Source organism: Amycolatopsis sp. DSM 110486 (assembly GCF_019468465.1).
Classification (GTDB): domain Bacteria; phylum Actinomycetota; class Actinomycetes; order Mycobacteriales; family Pseudonocardiaceae; genus Amycolatopsis.
This window is the reverse complement of record NZ_CP080519.1, coordinates 8,795,499-8,810,173: the sequence shown is the minus strand read 5'-3', so window position 1 is coordinate 8,810,173 and position 14,675 is coordinate 8,795,499. Positions and strand designations below refer to the sequence as shown.

Below are 14,675 nucleotides of genomic sequence, written 5' to 3'. Positions count from 1 at the left end.
GAACGCTGAGCCGGATCGCCGCCGAGATGATCACCCCGTATCCGCCCGGCGCCCGGGGTGTCCCCGAGTACGTCCGCAGCAGCCTCGCCGCCGAAATGGAACTGTGCGATCCCGTGACTCGAAACTCGGCGCCGTCCGCGTAGTCGCCGGCGATGAGTTGAGCGCATGGAATCGATCACGTCACGGGACATATCGGCATGCCGCTGCCTCGTCACAGTCTCACCGCTGCCATCTGTCCGACCTCCCCGAGATCACCCTGCAGGTTCACCAGTTCACATCCCACGTAGCCGTCTCAGCAGAGATCTGTGCGGACCTGACTTCACTCAGCCCAACCGCCGGCCACGAGGCATCGGAGCGAAGGACCAACGTCACCTAACTGGCGCCGGCGCGCAGGTGTCAATGGACTGAAATTTACCGTCTTCTTACCTTTCATTCGCCCGCGCGGACCGTCAGCTCCGGTACCCCACGAAGCACCCGGCATGATGGCGGCATGCAGCCCCGCGTCCTGCTCGCCGACGACGACCGCGCCATCCGCGAGTCACTGCTACGCGCGCTGGAGCTGGAGAGCTACGAGGTCACGGAGGTGACCGACGGGGTCGCCGCGCTCGCCCTGGCGCGGCGTGATCGCTTCGACGTGCTGATCCTCGATGTGATGATGCCCGGCGTCGACGGGCTCGGCGTGTGTCGCGTGCTGCGCGCCGACGGTGACCCGACACCGATCCTGATGCTCACCGCCCGCGTCGAACCGCCCGACCGCGTCGCCGGGCTCGACGCGGGCGCGGACGACTACCTGGTCAAACCGTTCGATCTCGACGAGCTGCTCGCTCGCCTGCGGGCGCTGCTGCGGCGAACCTCGCCCGACGCCACCGCGCCGCGGGTCCTGCGACTCGGCGCGCTGACCGTGGATCCGGCAGCACGACGGGTGCGGTGGCAGGACGTGGAGGTCGACCTGTCGAAGACCGAGTTCGACCTGCTGGAACTGCTGGTCCGCAACGCCGGGATCGTGCTCGACCGCACCACGATCTACCAGCGCATCTGGGGCTACGAGTTCGGCTCGGACTCGAAGAACCTGGCCGTCTACATCGGATACCTGCGCCGCAAGCTCGAGAAGGCCGGGGCGACCGACCTGATCCGGACCGTGCGCGGCGTCGGGTATTCGGTGCGGGTGTCGTGAACCTGCGCAGCAAGCTGGTCATCGCGTTCGCCGGGGTCGGCGCCGCCGCGAGCGTGCTGGTCGGCGTGTTCAGCTACCAGACGGCGTCGCAGCGGATCAGTGACGAGCTCGACCGCTCGCTGCTCACGACCTCGGCCGAGATCCAGGCCGGCGCGACGCAGGTGCTCGCGCCCAGCCCGTTCACCCGCGGCCCCCACGACAACGACCACGACGAGGCGCAGCCCATGGTCGCGCAGTCCATCGCTCCCGACGGCGAAATGCGGCGGATAGGCGGCCGCCCGGCGGTCTCCTACACCGTCGATGGCACTGACCGGGCACTGGCGGCGAACGGCCACCCGGGTGACCACGCCTACCGCGACCTGACCGTCGGCCCCGACGACTATCGCGTGATCACCGTCGCACTCGGTCAGGGCCGCGGGGCGATCCAGCTCGGCGTCGACGTCGACGAGTCCCGTCACGTCCTGACCTCCCTCGCCACGCGGATCACGCTGGTCAGCGCGGTGGTCCTCGCCGCCGCCGCGCTGGCCGGCTGGCTGCTGGCCCGCCAGATAACCCGCCGGCTCGTGCGGCTCACGGCCGTCACCGAGCAGGTGAGCGACGGCGGCCTCGTGCAGGCAGACGTCCCCGCCGACGGACGTGATGAGGTCGGCCGCCTGGCGACGTCCTTCGACCGCATGCTCGGCCGGCTCGCCGACGCCCGCGCCGACCAGGAACGGCTCGTTCAAGACGCCGCGCACGAGCTACGGACACCGTTGACGAGCCTGCGGACCAACGCGCAGGTGATGCGGCGCTTCGACGAGCTGTCCCCCGACTCCCGCGCCCGGCTGCTCGACGACGTCGACGGCGAAACGCGCGAGCTGACGCACCTCATCACCGAGATCGTCGACCTCGCGACCCGACGGTATGACAGCGAAGACGCCGGACCGGTCGAGCTGGCCGTGGTCTCCGAACGCGCCGCCGAACGGGTGCGGCGCCGGTCCGGCCGAACGGTCGTGGTCGACGCCGATGACACCGTCGCGTCGGGTCAGGAGAGGCGGCTGGAACGCGCGGTGACGAACCTGCTGGAGAACGCGGTCAAGTTCGACGCCGGCGGAACCGAGCCGATCAAGCTGACCGTCCGAAGCGGACAGATCGAAGTCCTCGACCGCGGCCCGGGGATTCCCGAGCAGGACCTGCCGCACGTTTTCGACCGCTTCCACCGCGCGGACGCCGCCCGGGCGTTGCCGGGTTCCGGGCTCGGACTGGCGATCGTGCGCGAAACGGCCCTTGCCCACCAAGGCGAAGTCCTCGCCCGTCCGCGCCCGGGTGGCGGGGCCGTCGTGGGGTTCACCGTCGGCGGTGATCGGCTCTTACCGTCTTCTCACCCGGATCACGCCGGGGACTAACCGGGCTCCGCAAGGGTGGTGACACCACGAACACCACCAGGAGCACCCGATGTCCACCGTTCCCCTCTCGATCCGGCCCGGCGAGGCTCGCGCCCAGCGCCGCGCCCGCCCGGTCCGCCGGTGGTGGCGCGACGCCGCCGGTTTGGCGGCCTGGACGATAGTGCTGTTCGTGACGGCGCGATGGGTCGCCGGCCGCGGCGTGCAACAGCTGAACTCCGTCGCGTCCGGACTCACGTCGGCCGGGCGCCTGACCGGCCTGCTGTCGGCCGCCCTGTTGCTGCTGCAAGTGCTGCTCATGGCGCGGATCCCGTGGGTCGAGCGCAGCTACGGCCAGGACGCGCTGGCACGCCGGCACCGGCTCACCGGGTTCACCTCGTTCGTGCTGCTGTGCCTGCACATCGTCCTGATCTCCCTCGGCTACGCCGCGACCGACCACACCGGACTGATCGCCGAAGTGTGGGACCTCGTGACGACGTACCCGGGCATGCTGCTGGCGACCGCGGGCACGGCCGCGCTTGTCTTGGTCGTCGTCACGTCGGTCCGGGCCGCGCGGCGCCGGTTGCGGTACGAGTCTTGGCACCTGCTGCACCTCTACGCCTACCTCGGTGTCGGCCTCGTCCTGCCGCACCAGCTGTGGACGGGCGCGGACTTCACCGCCTCGGCCGCGGCGACGATGTTCTGGTGGACCGCCTACGCCACCGCGGCCACCGCGGTGCTGGTGTTCCGGGTGGCGCTGCCGCTGACGTGCAGCCTGCGGCACAGGCTCGTGGTCGATCGCGTGGTGCGGGAAGGGAACGGGGTCGTCTCCGTCCACCTGCGCGGCCGCTGGCTAGACCGGCTGCCAGTGGTGGCCGGGCAGTTCTTTGTGTGGCGGTTCCGGCACGGCACCGGCTGGACGCGCGGCAAGCCGTTCTCCCTGTCCGCCGCCCCGGACGGCCGCCGCCTCCGGATCACCGCTCGCGACCTCGGCCCCGGCAGCGCGCGACTCGCGAACCTCCCGGTCGGGACGCGGGTGTGGTTCGAAGGCCCCTACGGCACCCTCACCGGCGCGGTCCGAACCAGCGGCAAGATCACCATGCTCGCGTCCGGGATCGGCATCACGCCATTGCGCGCCTTGCTCGAAGAACTGCCCTACGAACCCGGCGAAGCCGTCCTCTTTTACCGGTTCTCCTCCCCCGCGCAGCCACTGTTCCACCACGAGCTCGAGCACCTCGCGCGGACCCGAGGCGTGCGGATCCACTATCTGCCGGGCCGCCGCGCCCGCGACCGCGTCTCGTGGCTGCCCGCGGGCTACGCGCCCGTGCCCGACCGCACCGTGCTGCAGCACTTCGTCCCTGACATCGCCGAGCACGACGTGTACGTCTGCGGCCCCACTGCGTGGGCAAGCGCCGCAATCGAGTGCGCCTCGCAGTGCGGAGTTCCACGGCAGCGGATCCACTTCGAACACTTCGCCTGGTAGGAGCTCCGGACATGCGAAGAATCGCCATCGCCATCGCGGCCGCCGTCTCGATCGTCGTACTGCTCTTCAGCTACCGCACGAGCACGAATCAGGACCCGGTCGCCGCACCCGCACAGGTGCCCGGCGTCGTCCGGTCGCCGTCGCCGTCGGCACCGCCGACCGCCTCCGGAACCGGTTCGGGTGGTGGCCCGTTCACCGGCCAAGCCGCCGACACCCCGTACGGACCGGTCCAGGTCGAGATCACCGTGTCCGGCGGACGGATCACGGCCGCACGCGTCGTGCAGGTGCCACAGGAGTCCGGCCGCGACGTGCGCATCAACTCCGCCGCCGTGCCCGTGCTCAACCAGGAGACGCTCCAGGCGCAGAACGCAGAGATCGACACCGTCAGCGGCGCCACCTACACGTCGGAGGGCTACATCCAGTCCCTGCAGTCCGCGATCGACGCCGCGCACCGATGACCTTGCCAGACCGGCGCGCGTGGACGCGGGTGATCATGGGGATGCCGATCAGCCTGCACCTGCGAGGCCCCGGCGTCCGAACCAACGCAGCGGCGGAATCCGTTGTCGCGGAAGTGTTCTCGTACCTGCGCACGATCGACCTGCTGTTCAGCCTGCACCGGCCCGGGAGCGAGGTGAACCGCCTCCGCCGAGGCGAACTTCCACCCGGCGATCGGCATCCGTGGGTTCGCGAAGTCGCCCGGCTGTGCGTCGAAGCCCGTGAGCGCACCGACGGCTGGTTCGACGCCGACCTCCCCGGCGGGTACGACCCGTCCGGACTGGTCAAGGGCTGGGCCGCCCAGACCGCCACCGCGCTGCTCGACCGGATGCCGGACCACGACTACTGCCTCAACGCGGGCGGCGACGTCGTGGTCGCAGTGCGCGTCCCGGAATCGGCGGCGTGGCGGGTCGGCGTCGAGGACCCCCGCGACCGCGGCCGCCTGCTGGCCGTGCGAACCGTGCGCGCGGGCGGCGTGGCCACGTCCGGCACGGCGGCCCGCGGACACCACATCGTCGATCCCCGCACCGGCACCCCTACGCGGGCCCTGATGTCCGCGACGGTCGTCGGCCCGAGTCTGCTGTGGGCCGACGTCTACGCCACCGCCGCCGTCGCCCGCGGCGGGAACGTCGAACGCTGGGTGCGCGCCCGAGCTCCCGACTACGAAGCCTGCGCCGTCGTCCGCTGTCCCTGAACCCCGTCACCGCTCGAAGGAACCGATGACCACACTCAACGGTCTGCCCGCTCACGTCCTGCTCGTGCACGCGATCGTCGTGCTGCTCCCCCTCGCCGCGCTGCTCCTCGTCCTTTGCGCGCTGTGGCCCGCCGCGCGGCGCAAGCTGGCCGGCCCCAACGCAGTGCTCGCCGTCCTCGTGCTGATCCTCGTCCCGATCACCACCGACGCCGGCGAATGGCTTGAGCGACGCGTGCCCACCACGCCACTCGTGCGCGCACACACCGAACTCGGCGACACCGCCGCCTACGCGGCCATCGCCGTCGCCGCGCTCGCCCTCGTGATCTGGTGGCGCCACCGCGAAAGCACCTACCCGGAAGACAACGGCCCCAAGCGCGTGCTGCGACTGCCGGTCCCCCGCCGGACCTTCCTCGCTCCCCGCTCGACGCCGGTCACCGCCGTCATCGCGGTCGCGGCGATCCTGATCGCCGGCGCCGCCGCCTACGACATCTACCGCATCGGCGACTCCGGCGCGCAAGCCAGCTGGCAAGGTCAATTCTCCGCCGCACCCGCACCGCGCAGCGGCCACCGGTGACCACCGCCGTCACGCACTCTCTTCGCGGCTCCAGCGCCTCCTAGCCAGCACGACGAACCGGCCGGCGAGGCGGGACTGCGGAAACCGAAATCCCGCGACGATTGAGGGCCACGGCAGGGTGCTCACAAGGACGATGCAGCCCAGAAAGCCGACGACATGGAGCCAATCGTTCGCCCGCGCGTCAGCAAAACGGCTCGTTGCCTGGTGAGCCACACGCAGTGGCGTGCTGGACGGAGAGCGCGAGCGAGCGGCGCCGCCTCGGGTCTGGGGTGCGATATCAGGTGGCGTCCCGGGGGCCGTTCACCCGGCTTCAGCGGCAATCTGATGGTGGTGGCCTGGGTCGCGGGCGCGGTGTTGGTGACAGCCCCTGACGGTAGCTCGGTGAACACGTCGTCGAGCAGGTAGCCCCTGAGCGCGGTCTTCGGGTCAAACGTGCGCAGCGCTTGCAGCTCCTGTAGCGGTTTACGCAGCTGCTGGAGCTCCGGGCCCAGTTCAGCGCGGAGCTGGTCTTGGGCCCCCGCGGCGAAACCGCGGATCTTGTGGATGGTCCGGGCGAGCCAGCGGGCTGTCTCGGGCAGCCGTTCGGGGCCAAGGATGAACAGCGCAGCGACTAGTAGGACCAACAGGTGCTCCAGGCTGAGACCGAACATGCCACCCTCCCTCACACCCGCGACCCGTCGCGGCGCCCTTGTCCGCCATGGTAAGCAGGATTCGGGCTGCCCGGGGGCTTCATCGATTACCCCCGCCCACTCTGCTCACCGGCCGAAAGCAGCATGCGCACGACGCGGTGAAGACAGACCTAGGATGCGCCCAACACCAGACGTGCCCGACTTATCCCAATCCCCGGTTACTCTCGTAGTTCCTGATCAAGGAGCTCCGTTCACCGTGCCTGGCATGGTTTGCGCCCCCAGTTGTCGGGGTGAGCCGCGAGGAGTGGACGGACCGTGGACGTTGAAGATCCGCAGTGCCCTGCAGCTCCAGTAACGTACGAGGCATGGCAGGCGAGCGGCGTCCCAACATCGTCTTGATCGCGCTCCGGGAGCAAAGGGGGCTGTCGCAGCACGAGCTCGCCGGAGAACTCAACCGCCTCGCCACCACGAAGTACCACCGCGAAACCAACCTCACGAAGAAGTCCGTCTGGCGCTGGGAACGCGGCGACACCGAGAAGCCGAAGGGCTTCTTCCTCCAGCTACTCTCCGACTTCTTCGACGTCGCCATCACCGAGCTGGGATTTCTCCGACACACTGATCGATGTGTAGCTTCCGCGCAAGAATGACAGTCTCCGCGTGTAGATGACAGGTGTCCGATCTTTTGATCAGGAACTGCGGAAAGAGCGTCAAGCCGGTTCTCCAGGGTGATCGCTTCTGTCCTCTCCGTAGCCGAAGGGGTCATTTCGGGGACGGGGTGAATCCTTTCGCGGTACCGGGGTCTCTTATGGGCGATGGTTACATCAGGAGGGACACGTGCGATGGGTTCGCTACGTGCGGCGGCGGGGGTGGACGTGGTTGACCGTGGTTGGGCAAGTGAGCAGCTCATCAAGGCCGCACAGGGTGGTGACCTGGAGTCGCTGGCCGCAGTGGTGCACGGGGCTCATCCGCACGTGCGGCGCTTCGCCGGACATCTGTGCGCATCTCCGCAGGACGCCGAGGACGCGGCGCAGGAAGCGTTGATCATCCTCTATCGCAAGATCGGTTCCTTGCGCGCCACGGCGGCGCTTGCTTCCTGGATGTTCCGGATCGTCCGGCAAGAGTGCGCGCGCCGCGCCCAGCGAGTGTTCGACCACCACGACGGGGCCGGCATCGGCCCAGTGGCATCGGCCGAAGACGAAGTCCTCAAGCGTCTGGACGCCGAGCGTGTCGCAGAGGCGATCCGGGCGTTGCCCGACATCCAACGCCGCGTGCTGATCATGCGTGACGTGCTGGGTCACCCAGGACGAACAGTCGCCGAGGCGCTCGGGCTGAGCACCCCGGCGATGAAGTCCCACCTGCATCGAGCCAGAACCGCGCTCCGTCTCAGCCTGCGTGGTGGGGTCGAGGGCACCCAAGGTCCCCTCGACCCCACCAGCATCTGACCCGAACTGACGCCTTTCACAAACCCCGGTTCGAAGGGAATCTCACCATGCTCAAAGCCGGATCATCTGCACCACGGATGGTGCTGGAAGACACCACGGGACAGACCGTCCGCCTGTCCGACTACCAGGGCAAGCACGCGGTACTGCTCTTCTTCATGCGATCAACGTCGTGTCCGGTCTGCAACAGGCATGTCCGAGATCTCGTCAACCGCGGTGACGAACTGGCGGCCGACAACGTCCGTGTCCTTCTCGCGGTCCCGGAGGATCAGGAGAAGGCAACCACGTGGAAGGCGAAACAGCAGATCCCTTTCCCCGTTCTCACCGGCCGCCACGAGAGCCCACACGAGATGATCGGTCTGGGCAGGAAGGTCTTCGGTTCGATGCAGCAGTCCGGCAGCATCCTCATCGACCGCCAGGGCATCATCCGCCACGCTCACGGCGCCGCCATGCCCACGAGCAGCTACGACAGGAAGGGAATCACCGCAGCCATCGCATCCCTGCGCACCCCGGCCTGACCGGGCCGACCCTCGCCGCACGCCAAGCCTCGTCCGACCACGAAGCCTCCGCCCAGTCGCCACTTCGGGTGAGGCTGGTCATCAGCCTGGTGGCCGACAAGCTCCGCAATCGACAATAAGGCACACCAACAGTGGTTCGAATCCACTACCCGGTATGTCTCGGGCGGGTCATGTCCGCGCCTTTCGCGGACACGACCCGCCTTCGTCATGTCAGGCCGAGCCCTCCAGGCCCTCACCGAGCAGTCGCTTGCCGCAGCCTTGGATCTCCAGCGATTCGGGCGAACAGATGTGTAGTTTCCGCGTCGATTCGAGCATTTCCGCGTGCGGATGAGCACCGCTTGAGCATCCGCGCTAGCACCACGGAAGGTCCCGGCTACCGGTGAAGACTGCTTATGGGCAAGGCCGCCGCGGCGAGGTGCGGGTGTTGATCGCGTTAGCCCAGGTGGTCGTTCGCTCCGCTTACCCAGGCGATGTAGCGCTGCGCGGAACGGCGTACCGCGCCCTTGGCGTCGCCGAGCACCGTGGCGCCCAGCAGTCCGTAGAGGCGGTCGAACTCGTAGGGTTCAAGCCGGTCCACGATCCGCCGCACCAGCCCTGCGGAGAGCGGGATCTTGTTCGGGTAGCTGCGCATGAACGTCACCCAGCCAGCGGCGGCGACCGGCACGATGGTGTCTCCGGCAAGCAGGGTGCCGTTGCCGTCGGAGCCGCTGGCGACGTGGGCCACCGACGCACCGGGGAAGTGCCCGCCCGCCTCGATGAGGGTCACCCCGGGCAGGATCCGCTCGGTGCCGGACCACTCCCGGATCACCGGGTCCTCCCGCTGCACCCACTGCCGATCGGCGGAGTGCACCAACACGGGGATGTGCCCGAGCCGGTGACTCCAGCTGACCTGCGAGCCGTACATATGTGGATGGCTGGCCACGATCATCGCTGCTCCGCCGAGTTCGTCGACCTTGCCGGCCAGCGACTGGTCGAGGTGGTTCGGCGGGTCCCACAGCAGGTTGCCCTGCGCGGTCTGTACCAGATGCGCCCATTGGCCGATACCGAACGTCGGTTCCCGGTTGAGCCGGTGGATGCCGGGCTCGAGTTCCTGGTGCACCAACTCGTGCCCGTCAGCGGCCAGCTTCGTCCACGTCTGGCCTGAGCTCGGTACCCACTGCCGGTCGTCTGAGCAGATCGCGCACGCACCTGCCGGGGGTTGGGTGGTGTCAGACCTAGAAGGTAAGGCGCCGTACAGCTGGGCGTCGTGCCCCGGCTGCAAGCTGACGACAGGGGGCACGATGCGTGGTGGGTAGGTTTCGGGTCCTATGTGCGGCGAGGGCACGAACGGGGGCCACTGCGTCGTGCAACGGGTGGCACGGCCACCGCCGCTCAAACGTGGGTTGCCGGGGAAATCCACCCGCTGCGGGATAAAAGTGAGGCCGAGCGCGTTGACGAAGCCGTCGTCTGAAGGCCCCCACGAATAGGAGACACAGAACGGTCCGAGGCAGGATCCGGAGCCGGACCCGAAACCCGCCTCGAGATCGCAGCCACCTGGTGTTCAAGAGTAAAATCGAGGATCACGCTGGCGCTGATACACAGTTCGCGCGGTGGCCGAGCCGGCGCAGGCCCACGATCTGGCCGAGTTGCTGGCCGGTTTGGTCGCCGTCGCGCGGTGTCGCCCTATGACTGGTTCAGCCGCTGCCGCACGCCGTCCGGCCGCAGCCAGCCCAGACCGGCTCGCTGCAACCGCGTCAGCAGCTCGTCGAAGCTCTCGTCGGCGTGGTGCTGGTCGAGATAGGGCTGCGCGCGGTCGTCCCAGTCCGCCGGCTCCCGCGCGGCCAACTCCCAGTCCAGTTCCCAGACGCGGAGCGTCCCGTCGTGGCCGAAGGACACCGCGCGCGAGCCGTCCTCGCTGACGCGCACGACCTTCAGGCGGCTGATCGCTTCTAGCACTTGGACGCACGAACCGGTGGTGACGTCCCAAATCCGGACGGTCTCGTCCATGCCCGCGGAGAACGCGAATCGCCCGTCGGCGGTGAGGTCGACGCCGATCACGGGATGTGTGTGCCCCTTCATGAGACGGAGACATCGCCCGGTCGCCAGATCCCAGTGCCGAAGCGAGGCGTCCCAGCCGCCGGAGAGGGCGTGCCGACCATCGGCGCTGACCCGAACCGTGTCGACGCGGTCGGCGTAGCCGTTGAAGTCCCGCCGGCGCCACCAGTTGCCCCGCCAGCTGGTGAGTCCCGAGTACTGCATCGCCGACACGACTACCTGGCCGTCTGGGCTCAGCGCCACCCCGTTCACCTGTTCCGGCTCACGCCTGGACCGTCCGTCGGTGAAGTGCGCCGTGCGGCTCGGCGAACGGAAGGTACGCAGCTCGCGGTCGCGCGCGAGATCCCATAACCGCAGCAAACCGTCGCCTCGTTCGAGCAGGGCCTTGCGGCCGGTGCGGTCGATCGCGACCGACATCTGGCTCGACACGTCCTCGCCCACCTCGGGGCCCCTGACGCCGGTCCGCAGGTCCCACAGGTGGATCCGGCGATATGCGTCGCCGGCGACCGCGTGGACCGCATCGACCGTCATGTCGAGCACGCTGATGTAGTTCCGATCGTCGTCCAGCGCATACGTCCGGACGACGTCGCCGGTGTCGACGTCCCAGAGGACCATCGTGTGCTCGCGGGTCGTCGTGAGCGCCCGCCGTCCGTCGCCGGAGACCGCGACCTGTGGATGCCAGAAGGCATTCGCCTCGCCCGGGAGGACGATGGTCCGCGCGAGCCAAGCGGTCCGCAGGCCGACGCGCTCGGTCGCAAGGGAAAGCCGTCGCCAAGCGGCGACCACGGAGGCATCCCGTTCGTATCCCGCCACGCCACGGGCATGGGTCAGGCCGCTCAGCGCCCGACCGACATCTCCGTCGGCGAGGGCGGACTCGGTCGATTCGAGCAAGCTCGCCAGCCGGTCGTCGAGTTCGCGCATCCGGGCGTGGGTTCTCGGGCGGCAGACCCGAAGCGGCGCCTGGTATCCCGTGGGCAGCCCCCAGGACCGGACAGTGTCGTTGTTGCTGATCGAGTGCAGACGCCGCCCGGTCGTGTCGACGCTGACCCGGATGTGCAGCGCCTCGTTGCGGGACAGCTGTGTAGCGACCTCGTCGCGGTGACCTCCGAAGGTCCGCAGGCAGCGCCCGTCGACGGTGTCCCACAACCGGATCTCGCCGTCGGAGCCGACGGCCGCGACAAGTTTGTCGTGCAGCCAGACGTCCTCGATCGCGCCGGCGAACAGCCGGCGGGTTTCGCCGGTGTGCACACCCCGGATATGCAGTCCGTCCTGCGCGCCGGTGACGACCACGTGCGCGGCGCCGCTGAGTGCGACCGCCTTCAGGTTGACGGGGTGGGGCAACGTCAGTTGGCACCGCCCGTCGATCAGGTTCCACAACCGCAGCGCGCGGTCCTCCACCGACGCGAGAATGGGTGCGTCGGCGGCGAATTCGAGGTCACGGACGTCGCTGGTATGCCCGTCGAGCAGGTGCACGAGGTCGCCCGTGCCGACGTCTCGCACCACGATGACCTGCCGGTTCGACCGGAACCCGGCGGCCAGCATTTTGTTGTCCGGACTGAACCGCAGGGCGCCGACACGGCCCTGCCGCTCGGCGAAGTGCAGCACACTACGGCCACTGCGGGCGTCCAACACGTGCACGGCGTTCTCCGTGGCAGAGGCGAGGAGCCGCCCATCAGCGCTGAAGTCGAACTCGTGGATGATGCTGTCGGCTTCGAGGACCCTGGCCTCCGCGTCCGGCAGGGCGAAGATGCGCAGGGTGTACTCGTCCGGCGGTCGGTCGTAGCCGAACAGGTAGGTCTTGAGGGTTTGTTGAACGGGCGGGCGGACGTAGCGACCAGTCGCGACGACCCGACCGTCGGCACCGATCGCGCAGGCGGTCATCCTCCGGTCGCGGCGTTCCTCTTGGGACAGCTGGGCCTCGCCGGACAGGACGTGCTCCTCGAACGGCCCTGCAAGCTCGCCCGCCTCCGCGCGCTGGAGCGTCGTGGTCACCTCGGGGTCGTCGTGCGCGGCGGCTTGCCGCAGCAAGGGGAGCGCCGCGTCGAGGTCCCCGCGTTCCAGATGGAGCTGGCCGAGAAGATAGGCGCCCTCCCAACGGCTCGGCGCCGCGTCACGGGACACGGCCATCGCCGTCACGGCCGCGTCGTCGCTGATCTCGGCCCGCCGCCAGCTCAGGGTGACCGAGTTGAACGTGGCCTCCAGGTGGTTCGGATCGACCGCCAACGCCTCCGTCAACGTCGCCCGGGCCTGGGCTTCCTCGCCAAGGTCGAGCTGCGACAGGGCGCGGTTGTTCAACTCGTCCGCACGCAGCGCCGCCTCGGCCGGCGCGGTCCTCGGGTACGGACCGACCTCCGTCCCGTAGACGTCGCACAGCTCGTCGGCGATCTCGGTCATGCTGGCGGGGCGTTCCGCCGGGTCGTGCCGCAGGCACCGGTCCAGCAGCCGCGCGAGTCCCGCTGGCATGGCCGCCCGGTGCTCGACGAGCGCCGCCAGCGCGTTCGGGCCGGCGCCCCAGGTCGGCGCGCCGGTGAACGTCTCCAGCACCGTGACCGCGTAGCTCCACACGTCGGTGCGTCGGCCGAGCGGGCGACCCGCCACCTGCTCCGGCGACGCGTACGCCGGTGTGTATCCGCCGGCGGTCACCGCCACGCTGGCGTCCGTGACCTCACCAGCGCGTGACTCGACGGCCAGGATCGCCCGGGACTTCGACAGGCCGAAGTCGGTCACCTTGGCCACGCCGTCCGCGCCGAGCAGCACATTCGCAGGCTTCACATCCTGGTGCACGACGCCGAGCCGGTGCGCGTGGTCGAGGCCCCACGCCATCTGGATCGCCAGGTCGAGCCTGAAGCCGGGGGCCCAAGGCCGGCCGCTGTCGAGCAGGTCACGCACGCTGCCGTCGGGGGCGTACTCCGCAAAGATCCGCGGCATCCCGTCGATCGTGCGCACGTAGTAGCAGCTGCACAGGTGCGGGTGCAGGCCGAGGGAGATCCACGTCTGGGCCTCGGCCACGAATTGGTCTCGGCCGGCTTGGTGACGGAACAGCACCGCCCGTGGGCTCTTGACCGCGAGGTCCAGATCCCAGCCCAGGTGCCGGACCCGGTAGACCAAGCCCATGCCGCCGTGTGAGTGCACCGCGGTCACGCGGTAGAGGCCCTCCACCTCATCGCCGACGTGCCAAATCGCCCCCGCCGCCACAGAACTCCTCATATCATTGCGTCCGTGTCGTTCTACTACTATCTCTACATCAGCGACTGCAAGGTCGACATGCTGCTCCCGCAGATCGACCCCGGATTCGCCGCGAAACGCAAGTCCGAGGTCGGCGTGAAGCTGTCGGTGCTGTCCCTGAAGAAGACCGCCGAGCACGGCGGGAACGACCGGGTCGGACGGCTTGAGCGGGTGCTGCGGCACCTTGAGGAGCACGGCGACATCGGGTCCGTCGACGAGCCAGGGCAGTTCTTCTGGGGGCTACTGCCCGTGCAGTGGGGGCGTTTTCCCGGTGCCGACTCGATGGTCTTCGCCGGCGGACGGCTGGACGACACCGTGGTGGCGCTCGGCGGCTCCGGCCGGCACATCTTTGGGGCCGTGCCGAACGTCGACCCCGGCCCCGCGTACTCGCACCTGCCGCCGATGCTCGACGGGCTGGCCTCCGATCTGGAGGACGAACTCCTGGTGGAGGCCGCCGAGCAGCCGAGTGCCGACCCCCTCGACCGGGCCGACCGGGCCGCGCTGACGACCGTCCGCCAAGCGGTCGACCGGCTCACCGGGCCGGCCCAGAACGTCGAGTTCGTGGCGAAGCGCCTCCTGCACGGCACGCTCGACGGCGTGCCGGTGTTGCTCGGCTCGCCCGTCTACATTGCGCTTATCGACTGAGCGACGATTCCGGGCGCGGGCGAAGGGGCGTTGTAGTCGCCGTCGCGGTGGCGCAGGTGGATGGCGGCGCCGTCGGCTTCGCCGCGGGCGCGGGCGCAGGCTTGGAACCTGCCGCGGGTGCCGACCGGTGTCACGGCGGGTGTGGTGTGATCAAGCAGGATTTGCAGGGCAGGGTCGTCGCTGCCGGCGAGGCGGAAGACATGATCGGCTTCGAGGAGCCGGGCCGCGGCGATGTCGCCATCGGCGGCGACGCGGCGCGGCGTCGGCGAGGTCAGCAGGCGCGCTCGATCGCGCACGACGGGGCGCCCAGTTCGGTGGCGTAGCCACGGACCGCGGGCAGTTCGGTGCATCGTGTCTCCGTCGACTGCACGCCGTACTCGACGACGTTTCGGCGACCAGAAGTC

General features: G+C 69.3%; 13 protein-coding genes and 1 pseudogene. 10 read left to right on the top strand and 4 right to left on the bottom strand.

The window, feature by feature from the left end; genetic code table 11:
- Positions 1 to 490 precede the first annotated feature (490 nt).
- Genes K1T34_RS42620 through K1T34_RS42595 form a run of 6 tightly spaced genes read left to right on the top strand, consistent with a single transcriptional unit; the run spans position 491 to position 5,781 of the window.
- The gene (locus tag K1T34_RS42620) at positions 491 to 1,174 is read left to right on the top strand and encodes a response regulator transcription factor (protein WP_220240312.1); all 684 of its coding nucleotides are present in this window, start codon (positions 491 to 493) and stop codon (positions 1,172 to 1,174) included.
- Positions 1,171 to 2,559, top strand: a complete 1,389-nt coding sequence (locus K1T34_RS42615; RefSeq protein ID WP_220240311.1) for a HAMP domain-containing sensor histidine kinase — start codon at positions 1,171 to 1,173, stop codon at positions 2,557 to 2,559. Before K1T34_RS42620 ends, K1T34_RS42615 begins: the two co-directional genes overlap by 4 nt.
- Before the next feature lie 49 nt (positions 2,560 to 2,608).
- Positions 2,609 to 4,018, top strand: a complete 1,410-nt coding sequence (locus K1T34_RS42610) for a ferric reductase-like transmembrane domain-containing protein (RefSeq protein ID WP_220240310.1) — start codon at positions 2,609 to 2,611, stop codon at positions 4,016 to 4,018.
- A gap of 11 nt (positions 4,019 to 4,029) precedes the next feature.
- The gene (locus tag K1T34_RS42605; RefSeq protein WP_220240309.1) at positions 4,030 to 4,476 is read left to right on the top strand and encodes an FMN-binding protein; all 447 of its coding nucleotides are present in this window, start codon (positions 4,030 to 4,032) and stop codon (positions 4,474 to 4,476) included.
- A complete protein-coding gene (locus K1T34_RS42600) occupies positions 4,473 to 5,207 on the top strand; it encodes an FAD:protein FMN transferase (RefSeq protein ID WP_255637983.1) in 735 nt (244 codons plus the stop codon). Before K1T34_RS42605 ends, K1T34_RS42600 begins: the two co-directional genes overlap by 4 nt.
- A gap of 25 nt (positions 5,208 to 5,232) precedes the next feature.
- Positions 5,233 to 5,781: a DUF2231 domain-containing protein gene (locus tag K1T34_RS42595; RefSeq protein WP_220240308.1), complete on the top strand. Its 549-nt coding sequence runs from the start codon at positions 5,233 to 5,235 to the stop codon at positions 5,779 to 5,781.
- A gap of 290 nt (positions 5,782 to 6,071) precedes the next feature.
- Here K1T34_RS42595 and K1T34_RS54065 read toward each other — a convergent pair.
- Positions 6,072 to 6,431: pseudogene (locus tag K1T34_RS54065) on the bottom strand (twin-arginine translocase TatA/TatE family subunit); the annotation flags it as partial.
- A gap of 344 nt (positions 6,432 to 6,775) precedes the next feature.
- Between K1T34_RS54065 and K1T34_RS42585 the strand changes: the two are divergent.
- The 3 genes from K1T34_RS42585 to K1T34_RS42575 all read left to right on the top strand — a co-directional run bounded on the left by K1T34_RS42585 (position 6,776) and on the right by K1T34_RS42575 (position 8,367).
- Positions 6,776 to 7,057 (top strand): helix-turn-helix transcriptional regulator, encoded by a 282-nt coding sequence (locus K1T34_RS42585; RefSeq protein ID WP_220240306.1) that lies wholly within the window; start codon positions 6,776 to 6,778, stop codon positions 7,055 to 7,057.
- A 192-nt stretch (positions 7,058 to 7,249) separates the two neighbouring features.
- Positions 7,250 to 7,852 (top strand): RNA polymerase sigma factor, encoded by a 603-nt coding sequence (locus K1T34_RS42580; protein WP_220240305.1) that lies wholly within the window; start codon positions 7,250 to 7,252, stop codon positions 7,850 to 7,852.
- 47 nt (positions 7,853 to 7,899) lie between these two features.
- On the top strand, positions 7,900 to 8,367 hold the full coding sequence (locus K1T34_RS42575; protein WP_220240304.1) for a peroxiredoxin: 468 nt from the start codon (positions 7,900 to 7,902) through the stop codon (positions 8,365 to 8,367).
- 433 nt (positions 8,368 to 8,800) lie between these two features.
- Here K1T34_RS42575 and K1T34_RS42570 read toward each other — a convergent pair whose 3' ends face one another.
- Positions 8,801 to 9,604, bottom strand: a complete 804-nt coding sequence (locus tag K1T34_RS42570) for a hydrolase (RefSeq protein WP_220247687.1) — start codon at positions 9,602 to 9,604, stop codon at positions 8,801 to 8,803.
- Positions 9,605 to 10,029: 425 nt separating this feature from the next.
- Positions 10,030 to 13,515, bottom strand: a complete 3,486-nt coding sequence (locus K1T34_RS42565; protein WP_255638841.1) for a WD40 repeat domain-containing serine/threonine protein kinase — start codon at positions 13,513 to 13,515, stop codon at positions 10,030 to 10,032.
- A 150-nt stretch (positions 13,516 to 13,665) separates the two neighbouring features.
- Here K1T34_RS42565 and K1T34_RS42560 point away from each other — a divergent pair, with 150 nt between their 5' ends.
- Positions 13,666 to 14,271 (top strand): SAVMC3_10250 family protein, encoded by a 606-nt coding sequence (locus K1T34_RS42560; RefSeq protein WP_255638840.1) that lies wholly within the window; start codon positions 13,666 to 13,668, stop codon positions 14,269 to 14,271.
- Here the strand turns inward: K1T34_RS42560 and K1T34_RS42555 are convergent.
- The gene (locus K1T34_RS42555) at positions 14,250 to 14,567 is read right to left on the bottom strand and encodes a hypothetical protein (protein ID WP_220240301.1); all 318 of its coding nucleotides are present in this window, start codon (positions 14,565 to 14,567) and stop codon (positions 14,250 to 14,252) included. The two genes, K1T34_RS42560 and K1T34_RS42555, sit on opposite strands and share 22 nt — an antisense overlap.
- Positions 14,568 to 14,675: the final 108 nt, after the last annotated feature.